Annotated in this window: 21 protein-coding genes; 17 read left to right on the plus strand and 4 right to left on the minus strand. The window is 61.8% G+C overall.

The window, feature by feature from the left end; genetic code table 11:
* Window positions 1–261 precede the first annotated feature (261 nt).
* The 14 genes from KIK84_RS09080 to gstA all read left to right on the plus strand — a co-directional run bounded on the left by KIK84_RS09080 (window position 262) and on the right by gstA (window position 15,498).
* Window positions 262–2,403, plus strand: a complete 2,142-nt coding sequence (locus tag KIK84_RS09080) for a VIT and vWA domain-containing protein (RefSeq protein ID WP_214122741.1) — start codon at window positions 262–264, stop codon at window positions 2,401–2,403.
* 14 nt (window positions 2,404–2,417) lie between these two features.
* Window positions 2,418–3,248 carry an exosortase Q gene (gene xrtQa / locus KIK84_RS09085; RefSeq protein ID WP_250207866.1) on the plus strand — a complete coding sequence of 277 codons (831 nt, stop codon included), beginning with the start codon at window positions 2,418–2,420 and terminating at the stop codon, window positions 3,246–3,248.
* Entirely contained in the window at window positions 3,245–3,799 is a 555-nt protein-coding gene (xrtQb, locus tag KIK84_RS09090) for an exosortase Q subunit 2 (protein ID WP_214122743.1), read from the plus strand. The genes xrtQa and xrtQb overlap by 4 nt, the downstream gene beginning before the upstream one ends.
* 28 nt (window positions 3,800–3,827) lie before the next feature.
* Window positions 3,828–5,123 carry a biosynthetic peptidoglycan transglycosylase gene (locus KIK84_RS09095; RefSeq protein ID WP_214122744.1) on the plus strand — a complete coding sequence of 432 codons (1,296 nt, stop codon included), beginning with the start codon at window positions 3,828–3,830 and terminating at the stop codon, window positions 5,121–5,123.
* Window positions 5,124–5,156: 33 nt separating this feature from the next.
* Window positions 5,157–6,179 carry an alcohol dehydrogenase AdhP gene (gene adhP, locus KIK84_RS09100; protein ID WP_214122745.1) on the plus strand — a complete coding sequence of 341 codons (1,023 nt, stop codon included), beginning with the start codon at window positions 5,157–5,159 and terminating at the stop codon, window positions 6,177–6,179.
* A 15-nt stretch (window positions 6,180–6,194) separates the two neighbouring features.
* On the plus strand, window positions 6,195–7,475 hold the full coding sequence (locus KIK84_RS09105; RefSeq protein ID WP_214122746.1) for a glutamate-5-semialdehyde dehydrogenase: 1,281 nt from the start codon (window positions 6,195–6,197) through the stop codon (window positions 7,473–7,475).
* A 16-nt stretch (window positions 7,476–7,491) separates the two neighbouring features.
* Window positions 7,492–8,790: a glutamate--cysteine ligase gene (gshA, locus tag KIK84_RS09110; RefSeq protein WP_214122747.1), complete on the plus strand. Its 1,299-nt coding sequence runs from the start codon at window positions 7,492–7,494 to the stop codon at window positions 8,788–8,790.
* Window positions 8,791–8,837: 47 nt separating this feature from the next.
* Entirely contained in the window at window positions 8,838–10,706 is a 1,869-nt protein-coding gene (locus KIK84_RS09115) for a potassium transporter Kup (RefSeq protein ID WP_214122748.1), read from the plus strand.
* 4 nt (window positions 10,707–10,710) lie between these two features.
* Window positions 10,711–11,949, plus strand: a complete 1,239-nt coding sequence (locus tag KIK84_RS09120) for a benzoate/H(+) symporter BenE family transporter (RefSeq protein ID WP_214122749.1) — start codon at window positions 10,711–10,713, stop codon at window positions 11,947–11,949.
* 18 nt (window positions 11,950–11,967) lie between these two features.
* Window positions 11,968–12,918, plus strand: a complete 951-nt coding sequence (gene gshB, locus KIK84_RS09125; RefSeq protein ID WP_214122750.1) for a glutathione synthase — start codon at window positions 11,968–11,970, stop codon at window positions 12,916–12,918.
* 10 nt (window positions 12,919–12,928) lie between these two features.
* Window positions 12,929–13,309 carry a nuclear transport factor 2 family protein gene (locus KIK84_RS09130; RefSeq protein WP_214122751.1) on the plus strand — a complete coding sequence of 127 codons (381 nt, stop codon included), beginning with the start codon at window positions 12,929–12,931 and terminating at the stop codon, window positions 13,307–13,309.
* A gap of 21 nt (window positions 13,310–13,330) precedes the next feature.
* A complete protein-coding gene (locus KIK84_RS09135) occupies window positions 13,331–14,227 on the plus strand; it encodes a LysR family transcriptional regulator (RefSeq protein ID WP_214122752.1) in 897 nt (298 codons plus the stop codon).
* Between the two features lie 158 nt (window positions 14,228–14,385).
* Window positions 14,386–14,871 carry an ester cyclase gene (locus tag KIK84_RS09140; RefSeq protein WP_214122753.1) on the plus strand — a complete coding sequence of 162 codons (486 nt, stop codon included), beginning with the start codon at window positions 14,386–14,388 and terminating at the stop codon, window positions 14,869–14,871.
* Between the two features lie 18 nt (window positions 14,872–14,889).
* A complete protein-coding gene (gstA, locus tag KIK84_RS09145) occupies window positions 14,890–15,498 on the plus strand; it encodes a glutathione transferase GstA (RefSeq protein ID WP_214122754.1) in 609 nt (202 codons plus the stop codon).
* A 46-nt stretch (window positions 15,499–15,544) separates the two neighbouring features.
* On the opposite strand, the gene KIK84_RS09150 is transcribed toward gstA, so the two are convergent.
* Window positions 15,545–16,708 carry an MFS transporter gene (locus KIK84_RS09150; RefSeq protein WP_250207867.1) on the minus strand — a complete coding sequence of 388 codons (1,164 nt, stop codon included), beginning with the start codon at window positions 16,706–16,708 and terminating at the stop codon, window positions 15,545–15,547.
* A gap of 72 nt (window positions 16,709–16,780) precedes the next feature.
* Between KIK84_RS09150 and KIK84_RS09155 the strand changes: the two genes are divergently transcribed.
* Complete coding sequence (locus tag KIK84_RS09155; RefSeq protein ID WP_214122756.1) at window positions 16,781–17,734, plus strand: LysR family transcriptional regulator; 954 nt, start codon at window positions 16,781–16,783, stop codon at window positions 17,732–17,734.
* 17 nt (window positions 17,735–17,751) lie between these two features.
* Here the strand turns inward: KIK84_RS09155 and KIK84_RS09160 are convergent, their stop codons facing one another.
* The gene (locus KIK84_RS09160) at window positions 17,752–18,600 is read right to left on the minus strand and encodes a class II glutamine amidotransferase (protein ID WP_214122757.1); all 849 of its coding nucleotides are present in this window, start codon (window positions 18,598–18,600) and stop codon (window positions 17,752–17,754) included.
* A gap of 85 nt (window positions 18,601–18,685) precedes the next feature.
* Here KIK84_RS09160 and KIK84_RS09165 point away from each other — a divergent pair, with 85 nt between their 5' ends.
* Window positions 18,686–20,251, plus strand: coding sequence for a glycosyltransferase family 39 protein (locus KIK84_RS09165; protein ID WP_214122758.1), 1,566 nt, complete (start codon window positions 18,686–18,688; stop codon window positions 20,249–20,251).
* 2 nt (window positions 20,252–20,253) lie between these two features.
* On the plus strand, window positions 20,254–21,138 hold the full coding sequence (locus KIK84_RS09170) for a phosphatase PAP2 family protein (RefSeq protein ID WP_214122759.1): 885 nt from the start codon (window positions 20,254–20,256) through the stop codon (window positions 21,136–21,138).
* Here KIK84_RS09170 and KIK84_RS09175 read toward each other — a convergent pair.
* Window positions 21,075–22,001: a Rossmann-like and DUF2520 domain-containing protein gene (locus KIK84_RS09175; protein WP_214122760.1), complete on the minus strand. Its 927-nt coding sequence runs from the start codon at window positions 21,999–22,001 to the stop codon at window positions 21,075–21,077. The genes KIK84_RS09170 and KIK84_RS09175 overlap by 64 nt on opposite strands.
* The gene (locus tag KIK84_RS09180) at window positions 21,965–22,636 is read right to left on the minus strand and encodes a phosphatase PAP2 family protein (protein WP_214122761.1); all 672 of its coding nucleotides are present in this window, start codon (window positions 22,634–22,636) and stop codon (window positions 21,965–21,967) included. The genes KIK84_RS09175 and KIK84_RS09180 overlap by 37 nt, the downstream gene beginning before the upstream one ends.
* Between the last annotated feature and the right edge of the window lie 2 nt (window positions 22,637–22,638).

Below are 22,638 nucleotides of genomic sequence, written 5' to 3' on the forward strand. Positions count from 1 at the left end.
TTTTTAGATAGCTAAATCACCTGATTGATTCTGCCTGTAGTTCTTGGATCCGCTAGCGCCGAATTCTGCTTTACTCCGAAAGCCATCGCTCGAAAGGCGCGAGGCGTATGGCAGCAACCAGCTTGCAGAAGACATTGGCGCCCCCTTCACCCCGTTTTCACTCAGACTTCACACAAGCCCCTAGCCCCTTCAAATTGACTTCTCGCTCGGGCGGGATGCTCTCTCCACCGTGCATGCGTGCACATCGACTGGAGAAGCTTCATGGCATTGGCCACCCCCCTTAGGGCTGCACAGCAAGCCCTTTTTCAGCAACCCAACACAGCCGGGCAGTCTGCCCGCGTTACCCGCATACCGGCGGCGCTGTCCCGCTGGTTGGGGGCCACTGCAGCGGCGGCAGTGTGTTTTGTGGGTTTGACTTTGCACCCACCAGTGCATGCCCAAGACTTGGATGCCGCGCCGCGCCAAAAGACCGAAAGCCCCTATTTCTTCGTCAAGAGTGATGACCCAGCGCTGGATCAGCTACCGCTCAAGTCCACCCAGGTGAATGTGAAGGTCAGCGGCGTGATTGCCGACGTGACCGTGGTGCAGACCTACAAGAACGAAGGCCAGCGCGCCATTGAGGCCAAGTACGTGTTTCCCGGCTCCACGCGCGCCGCGGTGTATGGCATGAATGTGCGTCTGGCGGATCGCCTGATCACCGCCAAAATCCGCGAGAAGCAGCAAGCCAAGATCGAGTACGACGCGGCCAAGCAAGAGGGCAAGACCGCCGCGCTGCTGGAGCAGCACCTGCCCAATGTGTTTCAGATGAACGTGGCCAACATCATGCCGGGTGACGACGTGAAGGTGGAGCTGCGCTACACAGAGCTGTTGCTGCCCACGGATGGCAAGTACCAGTTCGTCTTCCCCACCGTAGTGGGCCCACGCTACAACAGCCCGCAGAGTTCGCAGGCCAACGCCACCTGGGTGGCCCAGCCTTATCTGCCCAAGGGTAAGAGCACGCCTACCAGTGCTGCTGCACCAGCCTTGGATATCCACGTGGCGCTCAACACCCCGGTGGCGGTGAAAGAGGTGCGCTCTAGCTCGCACAGCATCAAGACCTATACAGAGCAAGGCGGCGCTACGGTGGTGGGTTTGACCCCCAGTGAAGAGCCCGTCAATAACCGCGACTTCATCCTGGATTACCGCCTAGCGGGCGACAAGATAGAGAGCGGCGTGATGCTCTACAAGGGCAAGGACGAGAACTTTTTCCTCGCCATGGTGGAGCCACCCAAAGCCCCGCCCGCCACGGCCATCACCCCGCGTGAGTACATCTTTGTGGTGGACATCTCGGGCTCCATGCACGGCTTTCCACTGGACACGGCAAAGGGTGTGCTGCGCGAGCTGATTGGCGGCCTGCGCCCCAGCGACACCTTCAACGTGCTGCTGTTCTCGGGCAGCAACAGCTTCCTGAGTCCGCAGTCCGTGCCCGCCACCAAGGCCAATATCGATCAGGCCATCCGCACCATCGACCAACAAGGTGGCGGTGGCAGCACCGAGCTGATCCCGGCGCTCAAGCGCGTGTACGCCCAGCCCAAAAACGCCGACACCTCGCGCACCGTGGTGGTGGTGACCGACGGCTATGTGACCGTGGAGCGCGAAGCCTTTGAGCTGGTGCGCAATAACCTCTCCAGCGCCAATGTGTTTTCGTTCGGCATTGGCTCCAGTGTGAACCGCCACCTCATGGAAGGCCTGGCCCGTGCGGGCATGGGCGAACCCTTCATCATCACCAAACCAGAGCAAGCGGCCGAACAAGCCAAACGCTTCCGCCAAATGATCGACTCCCCCGTACTCACCAATGTGAAAGTGCGTTTTGAAGGCTTGGACGTGTACGACGTGGAACCCCGCCAGTTGCCTGACCTGCTGGCCCAGCGTCCGCTCGTCGTGTTTGGCAAATGGAAGGGTGAGGCCAAGGGCGCGCTGGTGGTCGATGGCAATACGGCCAACGGCCCGCTGCACATGGCCTTGCCCATAGACGCCAGCAGTACCAAAGACACCGCTGCACTGCGCCAGATGTGGGCACGCCACCGCATTGCAGAGCTGAGTGACCAAGAAGCCATGCAAGGAGGCGATGCCATGCGCCAAGCCATTACCGATTTGGGGCTGCAATACAGCTTGCTGACCCAGTACACCAGCTTTTTGGCGGTAGACCAAGTGGTGCGGAACAAAGCCGCATCCGACACGCCCAGCGTGAACCAAGCATCCCCCTTGCCTGAGGGCGTGCAAGAGACCGCGCTGGGGGCCGAGGTGCCCAGCACGCCTGAGCCAGCCACTTGGGGAGCCATGTTGGTAACGCTGTCTGTTTTGGCCCTGCTGGTGCGCCATCGCCGCCGTGCAACCCGTTGCTCCAACCACTTCACACGCTAACCATGTCGTCCCTCATGCAAAAACCACGCTTCGTGCAGTTTGGGGTTGCCATAGACCGCGTGCCGCAGTGGCGCTGGTTGGCGCTCTTAGCACTGGCCTTGTGGCCCACTTGGTGGTGGATGGTGCAGCGAATGGTCGATGGCTCTGACGATCCACTGGGCGCGCTGGCCTTGGCCGCACTGGCTGTGCTGCTGTGGGGGCATCGCCGCCAGTTGCGGGCAGCGCCCCGGTTGGGCTTGCAGGCCACTGCCCTCATGGGGGCAGTGCTCACCACCGTCTTACATGGTCAGTGGCCTGATTTGTTGGTGGGCTTGGTCAGTCTGCTGGCCTTGGCCATGGGTTTACTGGCCTTTTTGCCTACACGGGTGGCTGTAGCGCCGGTGGTGGGCTTGTCGGTTTTGTCTTTGCCGCTGTTGGCCTCGCTCCAGTTTTACGCAGGTTTCCCTCTGCGCGTGGTTACGGCCGAGGTCAGCGCTTGGGTGCTGTCCTTGGTCCATAGCGTGGAGCGCACTGGCAGTAGCTTGGTGGTGGATGGGCAGCTCATCATCGTCGATGCCCCGTGCTCGGGCGTGCAAATGGTGTGGCTGGGTTATTTCACCGCTTGCACGGTAGCGCTGACGGTGGGGCTTGGCAATCGCAGTTTTGTACTGCGCTTGCCCGCAGTCAGCAGCTTGGTGCTGCTGGGCAATGTGGTGCGCAACACCGCGTTGGTGGGCTTGCAAGCAGGGGGTGTGCATGTGTCCTCTTGGGGGCATGACGCCATAGGCCTGCTGGTGTTGGCGGCTGTATGCACAGGCATTGCTGCGGCCATGGGCGCATTTGCTGGCCGGGAGACGGTGGTATGAACCTGTTTGCCAACCTTTTTGTGAACCGTGTGCTGCACAAAACCCTGTGGGCCGTGCTGCTGCCTGTGTGCGCGCTGTGGGGGCTGGCGCAGGCGGTAGGGCATCGCCACACGGATGCAACGCCATCGGCTCGCTCAGTGGCTGAGTGGCCAAGTCACTGGCAAGGCCAAGCGCTGCGGCCCTTGGCATTGAGTGATGTGGAGCAGCGCTTTGCCCAGCACTTTCCGGGTACGGTGACGCGCCTCACTACAGGATCGCAGGTGCTGGTGCTGCGCACGGTCGGCAAGCCGACCCGCATGCTGCACCCCGCCACGGATTGCTACCGCGCATTGGGCTATCGCATCCACAGCGAGCAGTTGGAGCGGCAAGCGGCAGAGCAGTTGTGGCGCTGCTTTGTGGCCGAGCGCGCTGGCCGCCAAGTGCGTGTGTGCGAACGCATAGAGGATGCGCAAGGCCACGGCTACACCGATGCCTCGGCTTGGTATTGGGCTTCCATCGTGGGGCAGTCCACCGGCCCATGGTTGGCCTACACGGTGGCCACCCCGTTGTAGTGCTGCGCTACGGATGAAGGACGATGCCATGTATCTCCCAAAACACCGTGTTACCCGCAGTTTGTTGCTGCTTGGGGTGGTGTTGATGCTGGGGCTGGGTGGGTTGTTGCTGGGAGCCCGTGCCCTGCTGCGACCCGCAGCGGGTGATTGGGCCACTACGTTGCACCTAGGCCCGGTGCGCATGGAGGTGGGGGTGGCTGCGCTGGTTCGGTGGGGTACTGCCCCGTGGGTGGCTAGGCAGTTGCACGGGCGCAGCGTGCCAACACGCTTGGGCCCAGTGCGCATGGCATGGGACGAAGCCAGCCAGCAGCTAAGCCTGCAATGCCAGCCCTGCACGCTGCGCAGCAGCAGTTGGGGTGGGCAGCCTTTGCGCTTGGATAGCGTCGTCATGACTGTGCAGCGCCATGCCCATGTGCTGCACGGCACTGTGCGCAGTGGGGCGGTGCGGGCTGCATGGCATGGCAATTTGCAGGCCAGTGGACTAGAGCTGCATATCGATGTGCCCGAGACGCCATTGGCCGATGGCTATGCCTTGTTTGCCAGCGTGATTCCTGAAGTAGCCCGTGTGCGCATTGGCGGTACTTTTGCACTCCAAGCCACATTGCAATTGCCCAGCAAAGTGCTGCGTCTGCAGCCGCGTATCAACGCCATGGTGGTGCGCGGATTGGGCACCGAGGCCTGGGGGCAAGCGCGCAGCCAGTGCAGCCGTGCATTGCCTGCGCCATTTGCACGGGCAGACCTCTCTACCAGCAGTGTGCTGGCCCGCGCCGTATTGGCCGCCGAAGACCAGCGCTTTTACGAGCACCCCGGCTATGACTTGGTGGAAATGGCCAAGGCGTTGCAGCGCAACCAAGACAGCGGCGCTACTGCGCCGCGTGGTGCCAGCACCTTGTCGCAGCAGGTGGCCAAGCTGCTCGTTACCGGTGGCGAGCGCTCGCCCGTGCGCAAGTTGCGCGAACTACTCTATGCGGTGGAAATGGAGCAAACCATGGGCAAGGCGCGCATCTTGCAGTTGTACCTGTCGCACGCTCCATGGGGGGCAGGGGTGTGTGGCGCGCAGGCGGCTGCCCATGCCTATTTTGGTTTGCGGGTGGATCAGATCAGCCCTGCCCAAGCGGTGTGGCTGGCCGCCATGCTGCACAACCCCACGCTAGAGGCCCAGCGTTGGCACCAGAGCGGGCGTATCAACTTGGAACGTGCCCAATGGGTGGCCTCGGCTGTGCGTGGTTTCTCACCCAGAAAACGGGCGCAGTTGTTCGAAGCCCTGCCGCAGCTTTTTCTTGACTTGCAGCAAAACACCCTGCGTCCAGTAGGCGCAGAGTAAGCACCATAGCAACCCGAAGGAGAGGAGAAAACCATGGTGCAAAAGATGAAGGCCGCTGTTGTGCATGAATTTGGCAAACCGCTGGCCATTGACGAAGTGGACGTGCCCGAGGTGCCCGATGGGCAGGTGCTGGTCAAGGTGGTGGCCTCTGGCGTGTGCCACACCGACCTGCACGCTGCCGATGGCGACTGGCCCGTTAAACCCGCGCTGCCCTTTATTCCCGGCCACGAAGGCGTGGGCTTTGTGGCGGCGGTGGGCAAGGGGGTGAAGCACCTCAAAGAAGGCGACCGCGTGGGCGTGCCATGGCTGCACACCAGCTGTGGCTGCTGCGAGCACTGCATGGGCGGTTGGGAAACCCTGTGTGACCACCAGCAGATGACGGGCTACACCGTCAACGGCGGCTATGCCGAGTACGTGCTGGCCGACCCCGGCTACGTGGGCCATTTGCCCGACAACTTGGAATTCGCCCCCGCCGCCCCGGTGCTGTGCGCCGGTGTCACGGTCTACAAAGGCCTGAAAGTGCTCGACTGCAAGCCCGGTGACTGGGTGGCCATTTCCGGCATTGGTGGTTTGGGCCACATGGCGGTGCAGTACGCCAAGGCCATGGGCTTTCATGTGATTGCGGTGGATGTGGCCGAAGACAAGCTGGCCTTGGCCCGCGAGTTGGGGGCGGATGTAGCGCTCAACGCCGCCACCCAAGACGTGGTGGCCGAGGTGCAGCGCCATGTGCGCGGGGCCCACGGGGTGCTGGTCACGGCGGTATCGCGCTCGGCCTTTGCGCAGGGCGTGGGCATGCTGCACAAGCGCGGCACCATGAGTTTGGTCGGCTTGCCGCCCGGCGGTTTTGAGTTGCCCATTTTTGACGTGGTGCTCAACGCCAAAACCATACGCGGCTCGATTGTGGGCACGCGGCTGGACTTGCAAGAAGCCCTGCAGTTTGCGGGCGAAGGCAAGGTGCGCTCGCACTACAGCACCGACAAGCTGGACAACATCAACAGCATCTTTGCCAGCATGAAACAGGGCCACATCGACGGCCGTGTGGTTTTGGAGCTCTAGTGAGAGAATCGGGGGATGAACGCATTCAACGTCGCTGAATATTCTTTATCCCTCGGTTCCAAGGCCAAAGTCGCCTCTGCGCTCATGGCCAAAGCCTCCACGGCTAGCAAAAATGCCGCGCTCAAGCGCTTGGCCCAGTTGCTGCGCGAGCAAACCGCTGCGCTGCAGGTGGACAACGCCAAAGACATCGAGCGTGCCGTGGCCGCTGGCCTGTCCGCGCCCATGGTCGATCGCCTCAAGCTCACCCCCAAAGTGCTGGAAACCTGCGCTCAAGGCTGCGAGCAACTGGCCGCCATGCCTGATGCGATTGGTGAAATCATCGGCATGCAGCAGCAGCCCAGCGGCATCCGCGTGGGCCAAATGCGCGTGCCCATTGGCGTGTTTGGCATGATTTTCGAGAGCCGCCCCAATGTGACCATTGAGGCAGCCAGCCTGTCCATCAAGAGCGGCAATGCCTGCATTCTGCGCGGTGGCTCTGAAGCCATCGACTCCAACCGCGCCCTGGCCCGCTTGGTGCGCCAAGCTTTGGCCGATAGCGGTCTGCCCGAAGACGCCGTGCAGCTAGTGGACACCACCGACCGCGAGGTGGTGGGGCAACTCATTGCCATGCCCCAGTTTGTGGATGTGATCATCCCCCGTGGCGGCAAGGGCCTGATCGAGCGCATCAGCCGCGACGCCAAGGTGCCCGTCATCAAGCACTTGGATGGCAACTGCCACACCTATGTGGACGACGCCTGCGACCTTGACATGGCCGTTACGGTAACGGACAACGCCAAAACCCAAAAGTACAGCCCCTGCAATGCCAGCGAAGGCTTGCTGGTGGCGCGCTCCGTGGCGGCTGCCTTTTTGCCCCGCATCGGCGCGGTGTTCGCCGCCAAAGGCGTGGAGATGCGCTGCGATGCCGATTCCAAGGCCATTTTGTCCAGCGTAGCCGGTGCCAAGCTGGTCGATGCCACCGAGCAAGACTGGTACGAGGAATACCTGGCCCCCGTCATCAGCATCAAGGTGGTGGCGGGTGTGGACGAAGCGATTGCCCACATCAACCACTATTCCAGCCACCACACCGACGCCATCCTCACCACCAACCACGTGCACGCCCAGCGCTTTTTGCGCGAGGTGGATTCGGCCAGCGTTATGGTCAATGCCAGCACGCGCTTTGCCGATGGGTTTGAGTTCGGTCTGGGGGCCGAGATCGGCATCAGCACCGACAAATTCCACGCCCGTGGCCCGGTGGGCATTGCGGGCCTGACCTCGCTCAAGTACGTGGTACTGGGCCAGGGCGAAGTTCGTACCTAATCACTGGAAGCACCCTATGGTTCCCCATTTGGCAACGGCCCTGACGGGGCCTATCAACGAGCTGGAGCAGCGCATTTTGGACTGCATGCCAGCCATCGAGCGCTGGTTCCGCTTGGAGTGGATGGAGCACACGCCACCGTTTTACACCGCGGTCGATGTGCGCAATGCGGGCTACAAGCTGGCCCCGGTGGACACGCATTTGTTCCCCGATGCGTGGCATTTGCTCAGCGAATCCATGATGCCGCTGGTGGTGCAAGCGGCCCAAGCCGCGGTGGAAAAAATATGCCCCGAAGCGCGCAATCTGCTGGTGGTGCCGCGCAGCAGCACGCTGGACGCCGGGCAGTTGGCCAACTTGGCCCAGCTGCGCCGCGTGTTTGCACAGGCGGGCTTGCACGTGCGCATGGGTTCCATCAGCCCCGATTTGAATGCCCCGCGCGAATACACCCTGCCCGATGGCGACAGCATCACGGTGGAGCCTGTGTTCCAGCAGGGCGGTCGCCTGATGCTGGCGGACTTTGATCCGTGCACCATCTTGCTCAACAACGACTTGCGCGCTGGTGTGCCGGGCATTTTGGAAGACCTGCACACCCAGTTCTTGTTGCCCCCCCTGCATGCAGGCTGGGATACCCGCCGCAAGAGCCGCCATTTGGCCAACTACGATGAGGTGACCAAGCGCTTTGGCAAGCTCATTGGCGTAGACCCTTGGCTCATGACCACACTGTCGCAAGGTTGCGGTGTGGCCGATATCCGCCAGCCACGCGATGTGCAGCAGCTCACCGACCAGGTGGCCGATTTGCTCGTCAAACTGCGCCGCCGTCACAAAGAATACGGCGTGGAGGAGGAACCCTATGCCGTGCTCAAGGCCGACAACCGCACGGCGGAAAACGCCATCATTTGTGTGCGCGACGCGCAAGAGGTGGCCCAGCGTTTGGCCCAGTTAGCACCCCAGTGCTCCAAGCGCGCCGAAGGCTCGCCACTGGAGTGGCTGGTGCAAGAAGGTGTGATGACCTGCGAGCGCTTGCACGGTGCCGTAGCAGAGCCTGTGGTGTACATGATGGACCGCTACGTGGTCGGTGGTTTTTACCGTGTGCATCCCGGTCTGCAACCCACGGATGGGCTGGTGGTGCCTGGCCATGCGACGGTGCCGCTGTCGTTTGAGCACAGCACGCAACTGCCCAAAACCGGGGTCAAACCTGGGGCCAGCGCACCCAACCGTTTTTACATGTACGGCGTGATTGCCCGCTTGGCCATGCTGGCTGCCAGTTACGAGTTGGAAGCGACTGACCCGCAGCTGGAGCTGCTAGAGGCACAATAGCGATCCCTTTTAGAACGGAAGCTGGGCCAACAGGCCCGGTCTGCAGTGTGAATTCGTCCAAGTCTTCTCTGGCGGCGCTTACCTTGGGTGCCATAGGTGTGGTGTATGGCGACATTGGTACCAGCGTGCTGTATGCGCTCAAAGAAGTGTTCGGCTCTGGCCACGTGCCTTTCACGCCGGACAACGTCTACGGCATCTTGTCCATTCTGTTCTGGACGCTGACCTTCATCGTCTCGCTCAAATACGTGGTGCTGGTGCTGCGCGCTGACAACGCGGGCGAGGGTGGCTTGATCGCCATGCTGGCACTGGCCTCGCAGGCCGTGAAAGACAAACCCCGGCTGCGCCACATGTTGCTGCTGGTCGGGGTCTTTGGCACCTGCTTGTTTTATGGCGATGGGGTGATTACCCCGGCCATTTCGGTGCTGGGTGCGGTGGAAGGCTTGGAGGTGATCGCACCCCAGTTCCACAAGGGCGTGGTGCCCATCACGGTGCTGATTTTGGTGGCCTTGTTTGCGGTGCAAAAGCGCGGCACGGCGGGCATTGGGCGCTTTTTTGGCCCTATCACACTGGTGTGGTTCTTTGTGCTGGCGGTGCTGGGCGTGGTGCACATCCTGGATCACCCGGTCATTTTGTGGGCGCTCAATCCCAGCTACGCCCTGACCTTTATTTGGAACAACCCCGGCATCACCTTCATTTTGCTGGGTGCCATTGTGCTGTGCGTCACGGGGGCTGAAGCCCTGTACGCCGACATGGGGCACTTTGGCAAAAGGCCCATCCGCTTGGCTTGGTTCAGCGTGGTCATGCCCTCGCTCACGCTCAACTACTTTGGCCAAGGCGCTTTGCTGCTGCAAGAGCCCGAAGCCGTGCAAAACCCGTTTTTCCGCATGGCCCCCGATTGGGCGCTGGTGCCCTTGGTGATTTTGGCCACCATGGCGGCGGTCATCGCCTCGCAAGCGCTGATCACCGGCGCGTTCAGCGTCACCAAGCAGGTGATTCAGTTGGGCTATTTGCCGCGCTTGAACATCATCCACACCAGCGCACGCGATGCGGGGCAGATCTACATCCCCTTTGTGAACTGGGCACTGTGCGTGGCCATCGTGCTGGCGGTGGTCACCTTCAAGTCATCGAGCAACTTGGCTGCGGCGTATGGCATTGCGGTGTGTACCGATATGCTCATCACCACGGTGCTGACCTTCTACGTCATCCGCTATGGCTGGAAGTACCCGCTCTACCTGTGCTTGGCCTCTACCGGTGTGTTTTTGGTGGTGGACACGGCGTTTTGGGCGTCCAACCTGCTCAAGCTGCTCGATGGCGGTTGGTTCCCCTTGCTCATTGGCGGTCTGGTCTTCTCGCTCATGATGACGTGGAAAGATGGCCGCCGCTTGCTCAATGACAAGATGCGCGCCGATGCATTGGACTTGTCCAGCTTTTTGGAGGCCGTCTTTGTCAGCCCGCCCGCGCGGGTGGAAGGCACAGCGGTCTTTTTGTCCGCCGAGCTGGGCATCGTGCCCAATGCGCTGCTGCACAACCTCAAGCACAACAAGGTGCTGCACCAAGTCAACCTGTTTGTGACCGTGCGCAGCCACGAGGTACCGTGGATTGGGCTGGATAAGCGCATCCAGATTGAATCGCTGGGCCATGACTGCTGGCAAGTGGTGCTGCACTACGGTTTCAAGAACGACATGGACGTGCCCAAGGCGCTGGAGCACATCCGTGGCCATGGTTTTGACTTCAACGCCATGACGACCAGCTACTTCCTATCGCGCGACACCGTGGTGCCCACGCTGGGCGAAGGCATGGCGCCGTGGCGTGAAAAGCTGTTTGCCCAAATGCACCGCAATGCGGGTGCGGCAGCGGACTTCCTGAACCTGCCCAATAACTCGGTGGTTGAACTGGGCTCCAAGATAGAAATTTGACCCCATGCGTGTGACCCCCCAGCGCTTTTGGCGTGACCTGAGCTTGTCCACCGTCAGCGCAGGCTTTGTCGCCGTGCTGGTGGGCATCACCTCCACCATTGCGCTGGTGTTCCAAGCCGCCCAGTCGCTGGGTGCCAGCCCTGAGCAAATGGCTTCGTGGATATGGGCACTGGGGCTGGGCATGGGCTTGGCCACGCTGCTGCCGTCGCTGTGGTGGCGTATGCCCGTCATGGTGGCGTGGAGTACTCCGGGTGCGGCGGTGCTGGCCACGGCGGCGGCGCAAAGTGGCTTTACCTTGCCGCAAGCCGTGGGGGCCTTCATCGCCAGCGCCGCGCTGGTCATGCTGTGCGGTGCCACGGGCTGGTTTGAACGCGCCATGCGCTTCATCCCCATGCCCTTGGCATCGGCCCTGCTCGCGGGCGTGTTGGCGCGCTTTGGCCTGTCGGCAGTCGGGTCGGTTTCCTCCGCCCCCGTGCTGGTGTTGCTCATGGTGGGTGCTTATTTGGCTGGGCGGCGTTGGTTGCCGCGCTACGCGATACCGCTAGCGCTCTTGTCTGCTATGCTTTTTGTAGCTGCTCAAGCAATGCTGGCGGGCTCTGCAGGCCAAAATGGCTTGCAAAACTGGAGCGCTGGTTTGGCTTGGCCTGTGTGGGTTACACCGCAGTGGAGCTGGCATGCCATGGTGTCCATGGCCTTGCCGCTGTTCGTGGTGACCATGGCCTCGCAAAACCTGCCGGGTGTGGCCACCATCCGCGCCACGGGCTTTGAGGACAAGCGCGCCCAAGGCGGCGAGGCGGGCATTCCGGTATCGCCCATGATCACCGTGACGGGCCTGACTACGCTGCTGCTGGCCCCCTTTGGTTGTTTTTCCTTGAGCCTGAGCGCTATCACCGCCGCCATTTGCATGGGGCCCGAAGCGCACAGCGACCGCCTGCGCCGCTACACCGCATCGGCTATGTGCGGGTTTTTCTACATCACGGTGGGCTTGTTTGGTGGGGCGGTCATCAGCCTGCTGCTGGTTCTGCCCAAAGAATTGGTCGCCACCATTGCGGGCTTGGCCTTGCTGGGCACCATTGCCAACGCCTTGCAAATGGCGCTGGCCGACGAACACCGGCGCGAAGCGGCCATCATCACCTTTTTGGTGACCTTGAGCGGTGTCGTGGTAGCTGGTGTGGGCTCTGCCTTTTGGGGCATAGTGGCGGGATTGGTGGCGTTGGGTGTGAGCCGTTTGCACCGCACCTGAGAACAAGGAGTACACGGTATGGATATTTTGTTTGTCGCCGATCCATTGGAGAGCTTCAAAACCTACAAGGACACCACCTTCGCCATGATGCGCGAGGCCCAAGCACGCGGCCACCGCATCCATGCCTGCGAGCCGGTGGATGTGCTGTGGAGCCAGGGCGCTTTGGTCAAAGCGCGCGTGCGTTCCATCACCCTCACCCTCACCGGGCAAGACGATGCGTGGTTCACCGTCTCGGCCACCGATGTGCGTTCGCTCAGCAGTTTTGACGCCGTGCTGATGCGCAAAGACCCCCCCTTTGACAGCGAGTTTTTCTACGCCACCCACTTGCTCGAACAAGCCGAGCGCGAGGGTGCCAAGGTGTTCAACAAGCCTGCGGCCCTGCGCAACCACCCCGAAAAGCTGGCCATTTTGGAGTTTGCCGAGCACATTGCCCCCACGCTGGTCACACGCAGCGCGCAGGCTATCCGCGACTTCCATGCCGAGCACCACGACATCATCCTCAAGCCGCTCGATGGCATGGGTGGTATGGGCATTTTTCGGATGAAGGAAGACGGCCTGAATCTGGGGGCCATCATCGAAACCCTGAACCAAGACGGTGCCCAAACCGTGATGGTGCAGCGCTATCTGCCCGCTATTGCCTATGGCGACAAGCGCGTGCTGCTCATCGACGGCGAACCCGTGCCGTTCTGCTTGGCCCGCATCCCACAGGGCGGCGAGGTGCGTGGCAACTTGGCCGCTGGGGGCAAAGGCGTGGCGCAAGAGCTTAGCGAGGCCGATTGGCGCATCGCCCGTGCTTTGGCCCCCACGCTGGCCGCGCGTGGCCTGCTGCTGGTGGGCTTGGACATCATTGGCGACAAGCTCACCGAGATCAACGTCACCAGCCCAACCTGCTTCCAAGAAATCACCCAACAAACCGACTGCAACGTCGCCCAACTGTTTATTGATGCGCTAGAGCGCCACTGTTTATAAGCCAACTTGTATGAGCCAACTGCCTGCCCATTCCGAAAGCTTGCCGCAGTATCCGGTCGATCAGCAGCTCAAGGCCTACAACGCGCGTGATATCGACGCTTTTATGCCATGGTGGGCCGATGACTGCCAGTACTACGCTTGGCCCAGTACCTTGTTGGCCGATGGGGCGCAGGCCATTCGCGCACGCCATGTGGAGCGCTTTTTAGAGCCGGACTTGCATGGCCAGCTCTTGCACCGCATCGTGCTGGGGCAGATGGTCATTGACCACGAAACCGTGACGCGCAATTTCCCCGAGGGCAAGGGTGAGGTGGATGTGGTCTGCATCTACCAAGTGGAGCAGGGCAAGATCACCAAGGCCTGGTTTCAATTGGGCGAGCGCCGCTTGCTCTAGGCGCGCTACAGGAGCATTGCCATGGATACCTTGCTCAGTCTGCGCGTGCTCGATACGGTGGCGGAGCTGAAAAGTTTTGGCGCGGCTGCTGAGCGCCACAGCATGTCGCCTGCTATGGTCACCAAGCATGTGAAGCACATCGAGGCGCGTGTGGGGGCTCGCTTGCTCAACCGCACCAGCCGCAATGTGAGCCTGACCGAGGCCGGCGCTTTGTACTTGCAGCGCATGCGCCCTTTGCTGGGTGGACTCGATGAGGTGGAAGCCCAGCTATCGCAAAGCGTGATTCGCCCATCGGGTACTTTGCGCGTGAGCCTGCCAGTGTGGATGGCCAACCAAGCTTTTGCCAAACTCACTGCGCAGTACAAGCAGCGTTGTCCCGATGTATTGCTGGAGTTGGATTTCAACCCCCGCCCGGTGGGCTTGGTGGAGGACGCTTTCGATTTGGCTATCCGTGTCAGCATGTCCCTCGAACCGGGACTGATTGCGCGCAAGCTCGGTGATATCCAATTCCGCTTGGTTGCTGCGCCCGCGTGGCTGCAGCAGCACGGGCATCCTGCTGGGCTAGCGGATTTGGATGGCGCTCCTTTCTTGGCCTATACCCAAGTGGCGCGCGATGGGCGGGTGCGTTTGCAGACAGAGCAAGGCCCGCACGAAATCCAATTCCACCCCGTTTTGCTCTCTAGCAATGAGGCACTGCTGATGCACGCCGCTATGGAGGGCATGGGCTACAGCTTTATGCCGCATTGGTTGGTCGATGGTGACATTGCCGCAGGCCGACTCGTGCACGTGTTGCCCGATCTGGTGCGCCCATCGATACCCTTGTCAGCGGTGTACCCGGATCGCAGTTTTTTGCCGGCCAAGGTGCGCAGTTTTCTGGACTACTTGGCGCACAGTGGTTTTCCTGGCGCGGGCGATTGACGCCACGCAATCCATTTGATCGTTTACTGTTGGTAAATTCATGCTTGAAAAAACAGTGGATGATTTCTTGCTGGAAACCCCATATCGTTCAGGTTCTGGCCAAGAGGTTTGATTGAACAGACTGCGGCTTTAACCCACTCAACATTGAGGAGTCCGCCATGAAAGCTACCATCGTTGCCAAAGCACTGATTGCTGTTGCATCTGTTGCGTTCATTGCCCCATCGGCAATGGCCCAGCAAACGCAAAAAGAAAAGATTCGCCTTTTCTACGACGCGTTCGAGAAGTCTGACGCCAATTTGCTCGACAAAGTATTGGCCCCCAACTGGGAAGACATTCCCATGAACCCCGGACAAGGCCCCGGCCTGGCGGGTTTCAAGCCACTGGTTCCCCAGTACGCCAAGGTTTTTGCCAACATGAAAATGACCAATGAAGACGTCATTGAAGAAGGCAACAAGGTGGTGGTGCGTTCCACTTTTGAAGCCACCAACATCGGCAGCTTTGCAGGTTTTCCTGCCAAGGGCCGCAAAATCAAGCTCATGACCATCGATATCCACGAGTTCAACAAAGACGGTCTGGTGGCCAAAACATGGCACGTGGAAGACTGGTTTGGTGGTCTCTACCAAATGGGCGCTTTCGATAAATAAACACCAAGGACTTAGATCATGAAACTGTACTTCGCGCCTGGCGCTTGCTCTCTGGCTGTTCGCATTGCATTGCTGGAGGCCGGCATTCCTTTCACCTCCACCCAAGTGGATTTGATGGCCAAAACCTACGACAACGGTGCTGACTACCGCGCCGTCAATGCCCAAGGCTCCGTGCCTGTGCTGGAGCTGGACAATGGCGAACGCGTGACCGAAGTGGCCGCTATCTTGCAATACGTGGCTGACCAAGCCCCCGCTGCAGCGCTGGCTCCTGCCCAAGGCAGCTTTGCCCGTGTGCGCTTGCAAGAGACGCTCAACTTCATCGCCAGCGAAATCCACAAAGGCTGGAGTCCCCGCTTCAACCCCACTTTTGACGATGCGACCAAGGCATTCTTCACGGAGCGTTTGGTGAGCAAATACGCTGTTTTGAATGCCCGTCTGGACAAGACCACCTGGGTCAATGGCGAAACCTTTAGCGTGGCCGATGCATACCTGTTCGTGACTTTGCTGTGGCGCAACTTCATCCCAACCGAGCTGCCCGGACAAACTGCGCTGGATGCCTTTATGCAACGCATGATGGCGCGCCCCGCTGTGCAACAAGCCTTGGCTGCCGAAGGCTTGGTGAAATAAGCGTCTGCGGTCGCTGTGGGTGAGGGGCAGGCTTTGCGCCTGCCCCTCAGTCCTTCCAGCGCAAGCCCAGCGCGGTGGCGGTAGCGGCAATACACAAAGCCACTACTCCCACCCACCCCCACACGGCATACAGCTGGCTGGCAAGCGCAGAGCCTAGCGCCATGCCCAAGAACATGCCAGTCACCAGCAGCGCATTGAGGCGGCTGCGGGCCGCCGTTTCCAGCTTGTAAATGCTGGTCTGGTGGGCGACCAAGGCGATTTGTGTCCCAAAGTCAAACAGCACCGCCACTGCAGCGATAACGACCAACTGCCCCCCCGTTGGCAAACCAGCCGCCAGCAGCAACGCGACAAAAGAGCCTGTGCTGATCAGCACCCCCCAGCGCACAACGTAATGGGGGGTGCGCCGGTCTGCCCATTTGCCAGCCCAAGGGGCTGCCAGCGCACCGGCAGCACCAGCCAACCCAAAGGCTCCGGCGGCGGCACTGCCCAAGTGGTGGTGCTGGCCCAAATAAATAGCCAAAGTGGACCAAAAAGCGCTGAAAGCTACCGACAAAGCAGCTTGCGCCAGCACGGCTTTGCGCAGGTCGGTGTAACGCAGCCACAGCCCCCAGAGCGAAGCCAGCAAAGCCCCGTACGTTAGCTTTGAATGCACTGGAATGTGCGGTAAGCCCCGCGCGCACACCACCCCAACCACCAGCACCAAGGTGGACGCCACGCCAAAAGCAGCGCGCCAGCCCAAAGCTTGGCCCAGCAGGCCGCTAAACACCCGTGACAGCAAGATGCCCACAAACAAGCCCGTCATCACCCGTCCTACCACGTGGCCACGCTCAGAATCGGCGGCCAGCATGGCAGCAGCAGGAACTATGTCTTGCGCCAGTGTGGCCAGCAAGCCTGTGACCAAAGCCGTCAGCCACAGCGCGTGGATGCCCGGTGCCACGGCGGTGGCAAGCAAGGCCAAAGCCAAGCCAATGGCCTTGCCACCAATGAGCAAGCGCCTATCCCACCTGTCGCCCAAGGGAATCAGGAAAAAAATGCCGCTGGCATAGCCCAGCTGCGTCAGCGTGGGCAGCAGCCCCACATCGGTCGAGGCCACATGCATATCCAGTGCGATGGTGTTGAGCAGCGGCTGGCTCAGGTACAGGGTGGATGCGCCCAAGCCGGCTCCAGCAGCCAGCAGGGTCACCAAGGATGGGGAAGGGGTATGGGTCATAGCCATTATTCTCTCGGTGCATGCAATATGTGTGTAGTACGATGAATTGCATAATTTCCATACGTTCAACGCATGACTGCCGACATCAACCTGGATAGATTGGATTTGCTGCGCACGCTGGTGTGCATCGTGGAGTCCCGCAGCCTGACGGGGGCCGCACAGGTGCTGGGAACCAGCCAGCCAACGGTCAGTCGCAGGCTCAAGCAATTGGAGCGCTATTGGGGCATGCAACTGCTGCAGCGCTCTACCCATTCCCTGCAGCTCACGGTTGATGGTGAGCGTTGCTACCAGCAGGCCAAAGATTTGCTTGAACAGTGGGCAGCCATGGAGGCTTCGTTGCGTGGCAGCCTTTTGCAATTGCAGGGGCGCTTGCGCGTGCGTGTCCCCACGGTTTTTGGGCAGGAAAAATTGATTCCGGCCCTAGGCGGCTTTATGCGCCAGCACCCGCAGGTGGTGGTGGAGTGGTATCTGAGCGATGGCATGCCGGACTTTGTGGCCGATGGCATCGACTGCTGCATCCGCGTGGGTGAGGTGCATGCGCCGCATGTGGTGGCAATCCGCATGGCCTGGATAGACCGCATCGTGGTGGCCGCCCCCAGTTTCTTGCACCAGCACACACTGCCCAATGCCATGGGGCCAGCGGACGTGCAAGACTTGCCGTGGCTGGCCATGGACACGTTTTACCGCCACACCGTGCAGCTCAGGCAGCGCCAGACAGGTGCCACGCACAGCATTGACATTCGCCCTTGTCTGGTCACGGACAACCTGCACACCCTGTGCAATGCCGCAGTGCAGGGCTTGGGGCTGGCCGTTGTGTCAGCGTGGGCGGTGGCTGAGCATTTGCACAGCCAGCGTTTGGTGCAGGTGCTTCCAGATTGGTATGCGGCCCCCTTGCCCTTGAGCTTGGTCTACCCGCACAGCCCATTTCCGGCTGCGCGGCTCAAGGCTTTCATCAGCAGCATGCGCGAGCACTTTCCCATGGTCGAGGGGATGCTGCCGCCCGATACCCCACAGGAGGGGGGCTAGCCACACTGCGGTTGGTTTCAGGCGGCGGCTGGCGCAGCCGCGTCTACCGGTGGATTGACCCAATGCGTGGGCGGGCAGTGCTTGACCACCGCTGACTGGCCATCCACGAAAGCGCGCAACTCGCCGTTTTGCATCGCCACCCACGGTTCGTTCACGGTCAGGGGTTCGGTGGTGATGATGACTTGGCGGTCTTCGGGGCTGTTGAGCTTGGCCAAGTCCACGGCCACATCTTCGTCGCGCATTTGCACCTCTGGGAAGGGCGGCTGGCGCAGCACGTACTGCAGCTTGGTGGTGGCGTGCGCCCACAGGGCTTCGCCGTTGCTGAGCAAGAAGTTGAAGGTGCCGTAGCAGGAAATTTGCGGCACCAGTTCGGCCAAGGTGTGCGTCATTTCCTGTACCGACGGCATGCTGGCGTGGGCTTTGTTGAGCTCTTGCAAAAGCCAGCAGAAAGCGCGTTCACTGTCGGTGCTGCCGACGGGGTGAAAATGCGAGTGCAAGTTGGGTTGGTAATTCTTCAAGTCGCCATTGTGGGCGAACACCCAGTAGCGGCCCCACAGCTCGCGGGTAAAGGGGTGGCAGTTTTCCAGCGTGACCGCGCCGATGGTGGCCTTGCGCACGTGGGCAATCACGTTGTGGCTCTTGATCGGGTAGGTTTTGAGCATCTGCGCAATGGGCGAAGTGGCCGCACTCTGCTTGTCCATGAACTGGCGGGCGCGGCGGCCTGGCTGATCACCCTCGGACTCGAAAAACGCGATGCCCCAGCCGTCGGCATGGTGGTCGGTGCAGCCGCCACGCTGGGTGAAACCGCTGAAGCTGACGGTTAGACTGGCGGGCAAATGGCTGTTCATGCCGAGTAGCTGACACATAGAAGATGCTCACATCTTGGAAACAACGACAGGAAAATTCTACAGCGTCATGAAGGGTTTACGACTTTCTGCTAAAGCAAGTTTTTTGCTATTGCTTATCACGCTGCTGCATGTGGGCTTGGGCGTTGTCATGGGCTTGTCGGTCGATGAGGCGCATTACCTCTTGTATGCCCGCCATCTTGATTGGAGCTATTTTGACCACCCACCGCTGGTGGGGTGGGTGCAGTGGCCCCTGGTAGCGCTGGGCGCACCCGTGGGGTTGCTGCGTGTGTTGCCAGCTTTGTGCTGGTTGCTCACGGCGTGGGGTGTGTACCACTTGGCGCTGCGTTGGGCCCGTGCGGCAGACCCGGATGCGGGTGACGCCGCGGCTGCGGGCATGTGGGCTTTGCTGGCCTTGGCTTTGGCCCCGCTGTTGCACGTGCTGGCTGTTGGCATGCTGCCCGATACCTTGCTCATGGCGCTGCTGGTGGGCTTGCTGGCCCAAGTGTGGAGTTTGCTCGATCCTCGCCAAGTCCAGCGCTGGCCAGCCTGGTTGCGCCTAGGGCTGTTGCTGGGGCTGGCAGGTTTATCCAAATACACCGCTGCGTTTGCGTTGCTACCCATAGCGGCGGTGCTGTTGTACCAGCACGGCTGGGCGCTGCTGCGCCGCCCGGCGCTGTGGGCCGCTTTGCTGCTGGCGGCTGTCTGCATTGCGCCGGTGCTGGCTTGGAATGCTGCCAACGACTGGGCCTCTTTCCGCTACCAGTTGGCGCATGGCAAAGGCAGCCACTGGCAGGTGCTGGAGTTGGTGCGTTTTGTGGTGCTGCAAGTGCTGCTCTATGGCCCTTTGCTGTGGGCTGCATTGCCGGGCTTGTGGCACAGCCGTCGTGCCAGTGCGGTGCCTGCGGATGGCGCTGCAGCAGTGCCCTTGCGCAAACTGCCCTTGTGGGCGCTGGGCATGGTGGGCGTGTGGCCGTGGTTGCTGCTGGCCTACATGGCTGGCGGTGGCTCCAGTTTGCCGCATTGGACAGCGCCGAGTTGGGTGGTTCTGGCCCCGGTAGCTGGGTGGGCCTTGAGCCGCTGCACAGGCTGGCGACGCACGCTGTGCAGCGCGCTGGTGCTGGTGCAGCTGCTGTGGTTGTTGGTCTTGCTGGGCCTCACGCTGAGCGCTGGGCGGCCCTTGCTGGCGCGCAGCGATGCTTGGCCCGCCACGCCAGCCAACCCCTTTGCCGACTTGTATGGCTGGGACAGTGCGGGCCAGCATGCCTTGCAACTGGCGCAGCAAGAAGGCTTGACCAGCGTGAGCGTGCAAAACTGGACACTGGCCAGCCGCATCGCTTGGTATGGCGCGCCGCTGCCCGTGCATGTGCTGGCACCGGGCCAAAGCCAGTTTGACTGGTGGAGCACACCGCTGCGCAGCGACGAAGCGACGCTGCTGCTGGACTGGTCACACATGGCCTATGAAGTGCCGCTGCGCACAACCTTGCCACCCGGTGCCGATGCTGCCGCAATAGCGGCCAACAGTAGCGAGCCCGGGGGCTTTACCAGCTGCCGTATGCTTGACGAATGGACCGTGCGCCAAGCGGGCTTGCCGCTGTCGCGTTTTCGTTTTTGGGCTTGCAAGGGCTGGGCGGGTGTTCCCCAACCACGTCTGACACCCACTGGACAGTGATCGTGCTGAATCGTTTGTTCGCTTTTTTATCTGCCGCTACAGTGACCCCATCGGCGCAAGAGTGCGCCCGCGACCCCATAGCCAACGCGCCATCGTGGCATGTGCTGTGGCTGGTGCCGCTGGGGCTGTTGCTGGGCGCGCCTTTGTGGCTGCATTGGTTGGAACCCGGCATGTTTTTGGCCATCAACGGCTGGGGCGCTGCGTTGCCTGCGGCCTGGTGGGTGGCTTGGTCGGATATTGGCAATGCCTGGATGGTGCTGGCCGCCAGCGCCCCCTTGTTGCTGCTGGCACCGCGTTTGCTGTGGGGCTGGCTGTGTGCGGCACCGTTTGCCATGGTGCTGGCGCGCTTGGGCAAGGATTTGATAGAGAGCCCGCGCCCCGCTGCGGTGGTGGACAACAGCCAAATGCGCGTGGTGGGCGAGTGGCTGCACAACGTGTCCATGCCCTCGGGCCACACCCTGACGGCCTTTGCCGTGGTGGGCGGCATCTACTTTGCACTGCCTGCACTGCGCCGCTGGCGCTATGGTTGGCTGTGGTTGCTGGCGGGCATGACGGGGTTGGCCCGCATCGCTGTAGGGGCGCACTGGCCCGGTGATGTGGCGGTGGGGGCCTGCCTGGGCCTGCTGGCCGCCGTGCTGGGGCACCGCTTGTTGCTGGTGCGCATGGGGCCGCAGTGGCTGCAAGCGCGCCACTGGGGGCTGCGGGCGGTGGCGGCGCTCATGCTGGTGGCGGTGTACATCATGCTGACCGACGAGATCGACTTCCCCGACAACGCTCTGTACGAGCACGTGCTGGCGGCGTGGGCCAGCCTGTGGCTGCTGGCTTATGGCTGGCGTGTGGTGGTGTTGGGCCGCATCGACAGGGCTAAGCGGCTCAAAGCCTCATAAGCCGCACCAGCATCGGCATTCCACTGGCTGACGCTGGCCGCTTGCGCGGCAATGTGGGCGGTATCGCCCCGGGCCGCAGGGCCGGTGAGTGCGCCTACGGGGCCCAAGGCCAGCACGTTGTCCACGGCGTTGCGCAGCAAGCGCTCGCGCAGTCCCGGCAGGGCCTCTGGCGGCACGCCACTGGCCAGCCAGGCTTGCTCGGCCACCTGCTGCAGCACGGGCACAAAGTTGGTGGCAAACACCGCCGCTGCGTGGTAGAGCAATTTGTCGTGCGCGGCCACGGTGCAGCAGCATGCGCCCAAGGCTTCTAGCAGCCCAGCCAGGGTGGCGCAGGCGCTGGGGGGGCCTTCTAGTGCACACAGCGTGCCCGCAAATTGCGCTTTGGCGCGCTGCACATCGGCAAAACTCAAAATAGGGTGGGCGCTGGCCAACTGCAGTGAGGGCTGCTCTGAGGCTAGGGAGCCTAAAGCAAGCATGGCCGTGCTGGCTTGCGCGCCGCTGCAGTGCCACACCACAGTGGGCTGGGCCGGGTGCTGCGCTGCATGCCTTGCCAAATGGCCGGTCAGAGGCGCTGCCAGTTGTGCCGCTACGGTGGCTATTTGCGCATCGGGCACGGCCAGCAGCCACAGATCAGCCGGGCGCATGGTGGCGATGTGCTCCACCGCATGGCCGCTGCCTATGCTCTGGCAAGCAGCTTGGGCACTGGCCAGGCTGCGTGTACACACGTCTTGCACTTGCACCAAACCGTGGCTGTGCCACAGCCCGGCCAAGGTTTGGCCGACTTTGCCAGCGCCAATCAGGTTGAGCGTGGCTTGCTGGGAACGCTTCACAGGCGTGGGCTGGGTTTGCTTTGGGCTTTCCATTCGGCGCGGGTGTGGGGTTTGTCGCGGCCCGACAGCAGCAGGGCGATGCGCACTTCCAATTTGCGGGTGGGGACGTAGGTGGCCGCCGGGCTGTGCAGCGAACCCAGCAGCACCAGCGGGGCCAACAACAGGGCGGGGTGGCGCAGTGGTGCTGGCGGCAGGCGGTACAGGGTGCGCAGCGTAAAGCCGCTCACCAGCAGGCCCAGCAGCCAGCCGGCCAGCGCTTCGCTGGGTGTGTGGGCCCGCAGTTCCACGCGCGAAAAAGCCACCAGCATGGACAGCATGCCGCCCAGCAGGGCAGGCAAGTAGCGAGAGCCGCGTGGCCAGCGGTACAGCGCAGCAGGCCACGGCAGGCTGTGGGTGAGCAGTGGCAGCACGGCCGCAGCCAGCATGGAGTGGCCGCTAAAGCCCGTGAAGTCGATGGCGCGTATGCCCCAGCCCCAGCCCAAAAAAGCGATTTTGCTCGCCAGCGTGAGTGCGCTGCACGCGAGCAAAGCCGGCACAAAGTGGGCCACCGCGCTGCGCGCAGCGCCAAACCACCATCCCCATAGCAGCAGGGCGCTGGCAGGCAGCAGCAAACCGCTGGTGCCCCAGTAGGTAATCGTCCACCAAGAGAGATCGTCCAATGCGTCCATAG

It is taken from the genome of Curvibacter sp. CHRR-16, from assembly GCF_018474005.1.
Lineage (GTDB): Bacteria > Pseudomonadota > Gammaproteobacteria > Burkholderiales > Burkholderiaceae_C > Allorhodoferax.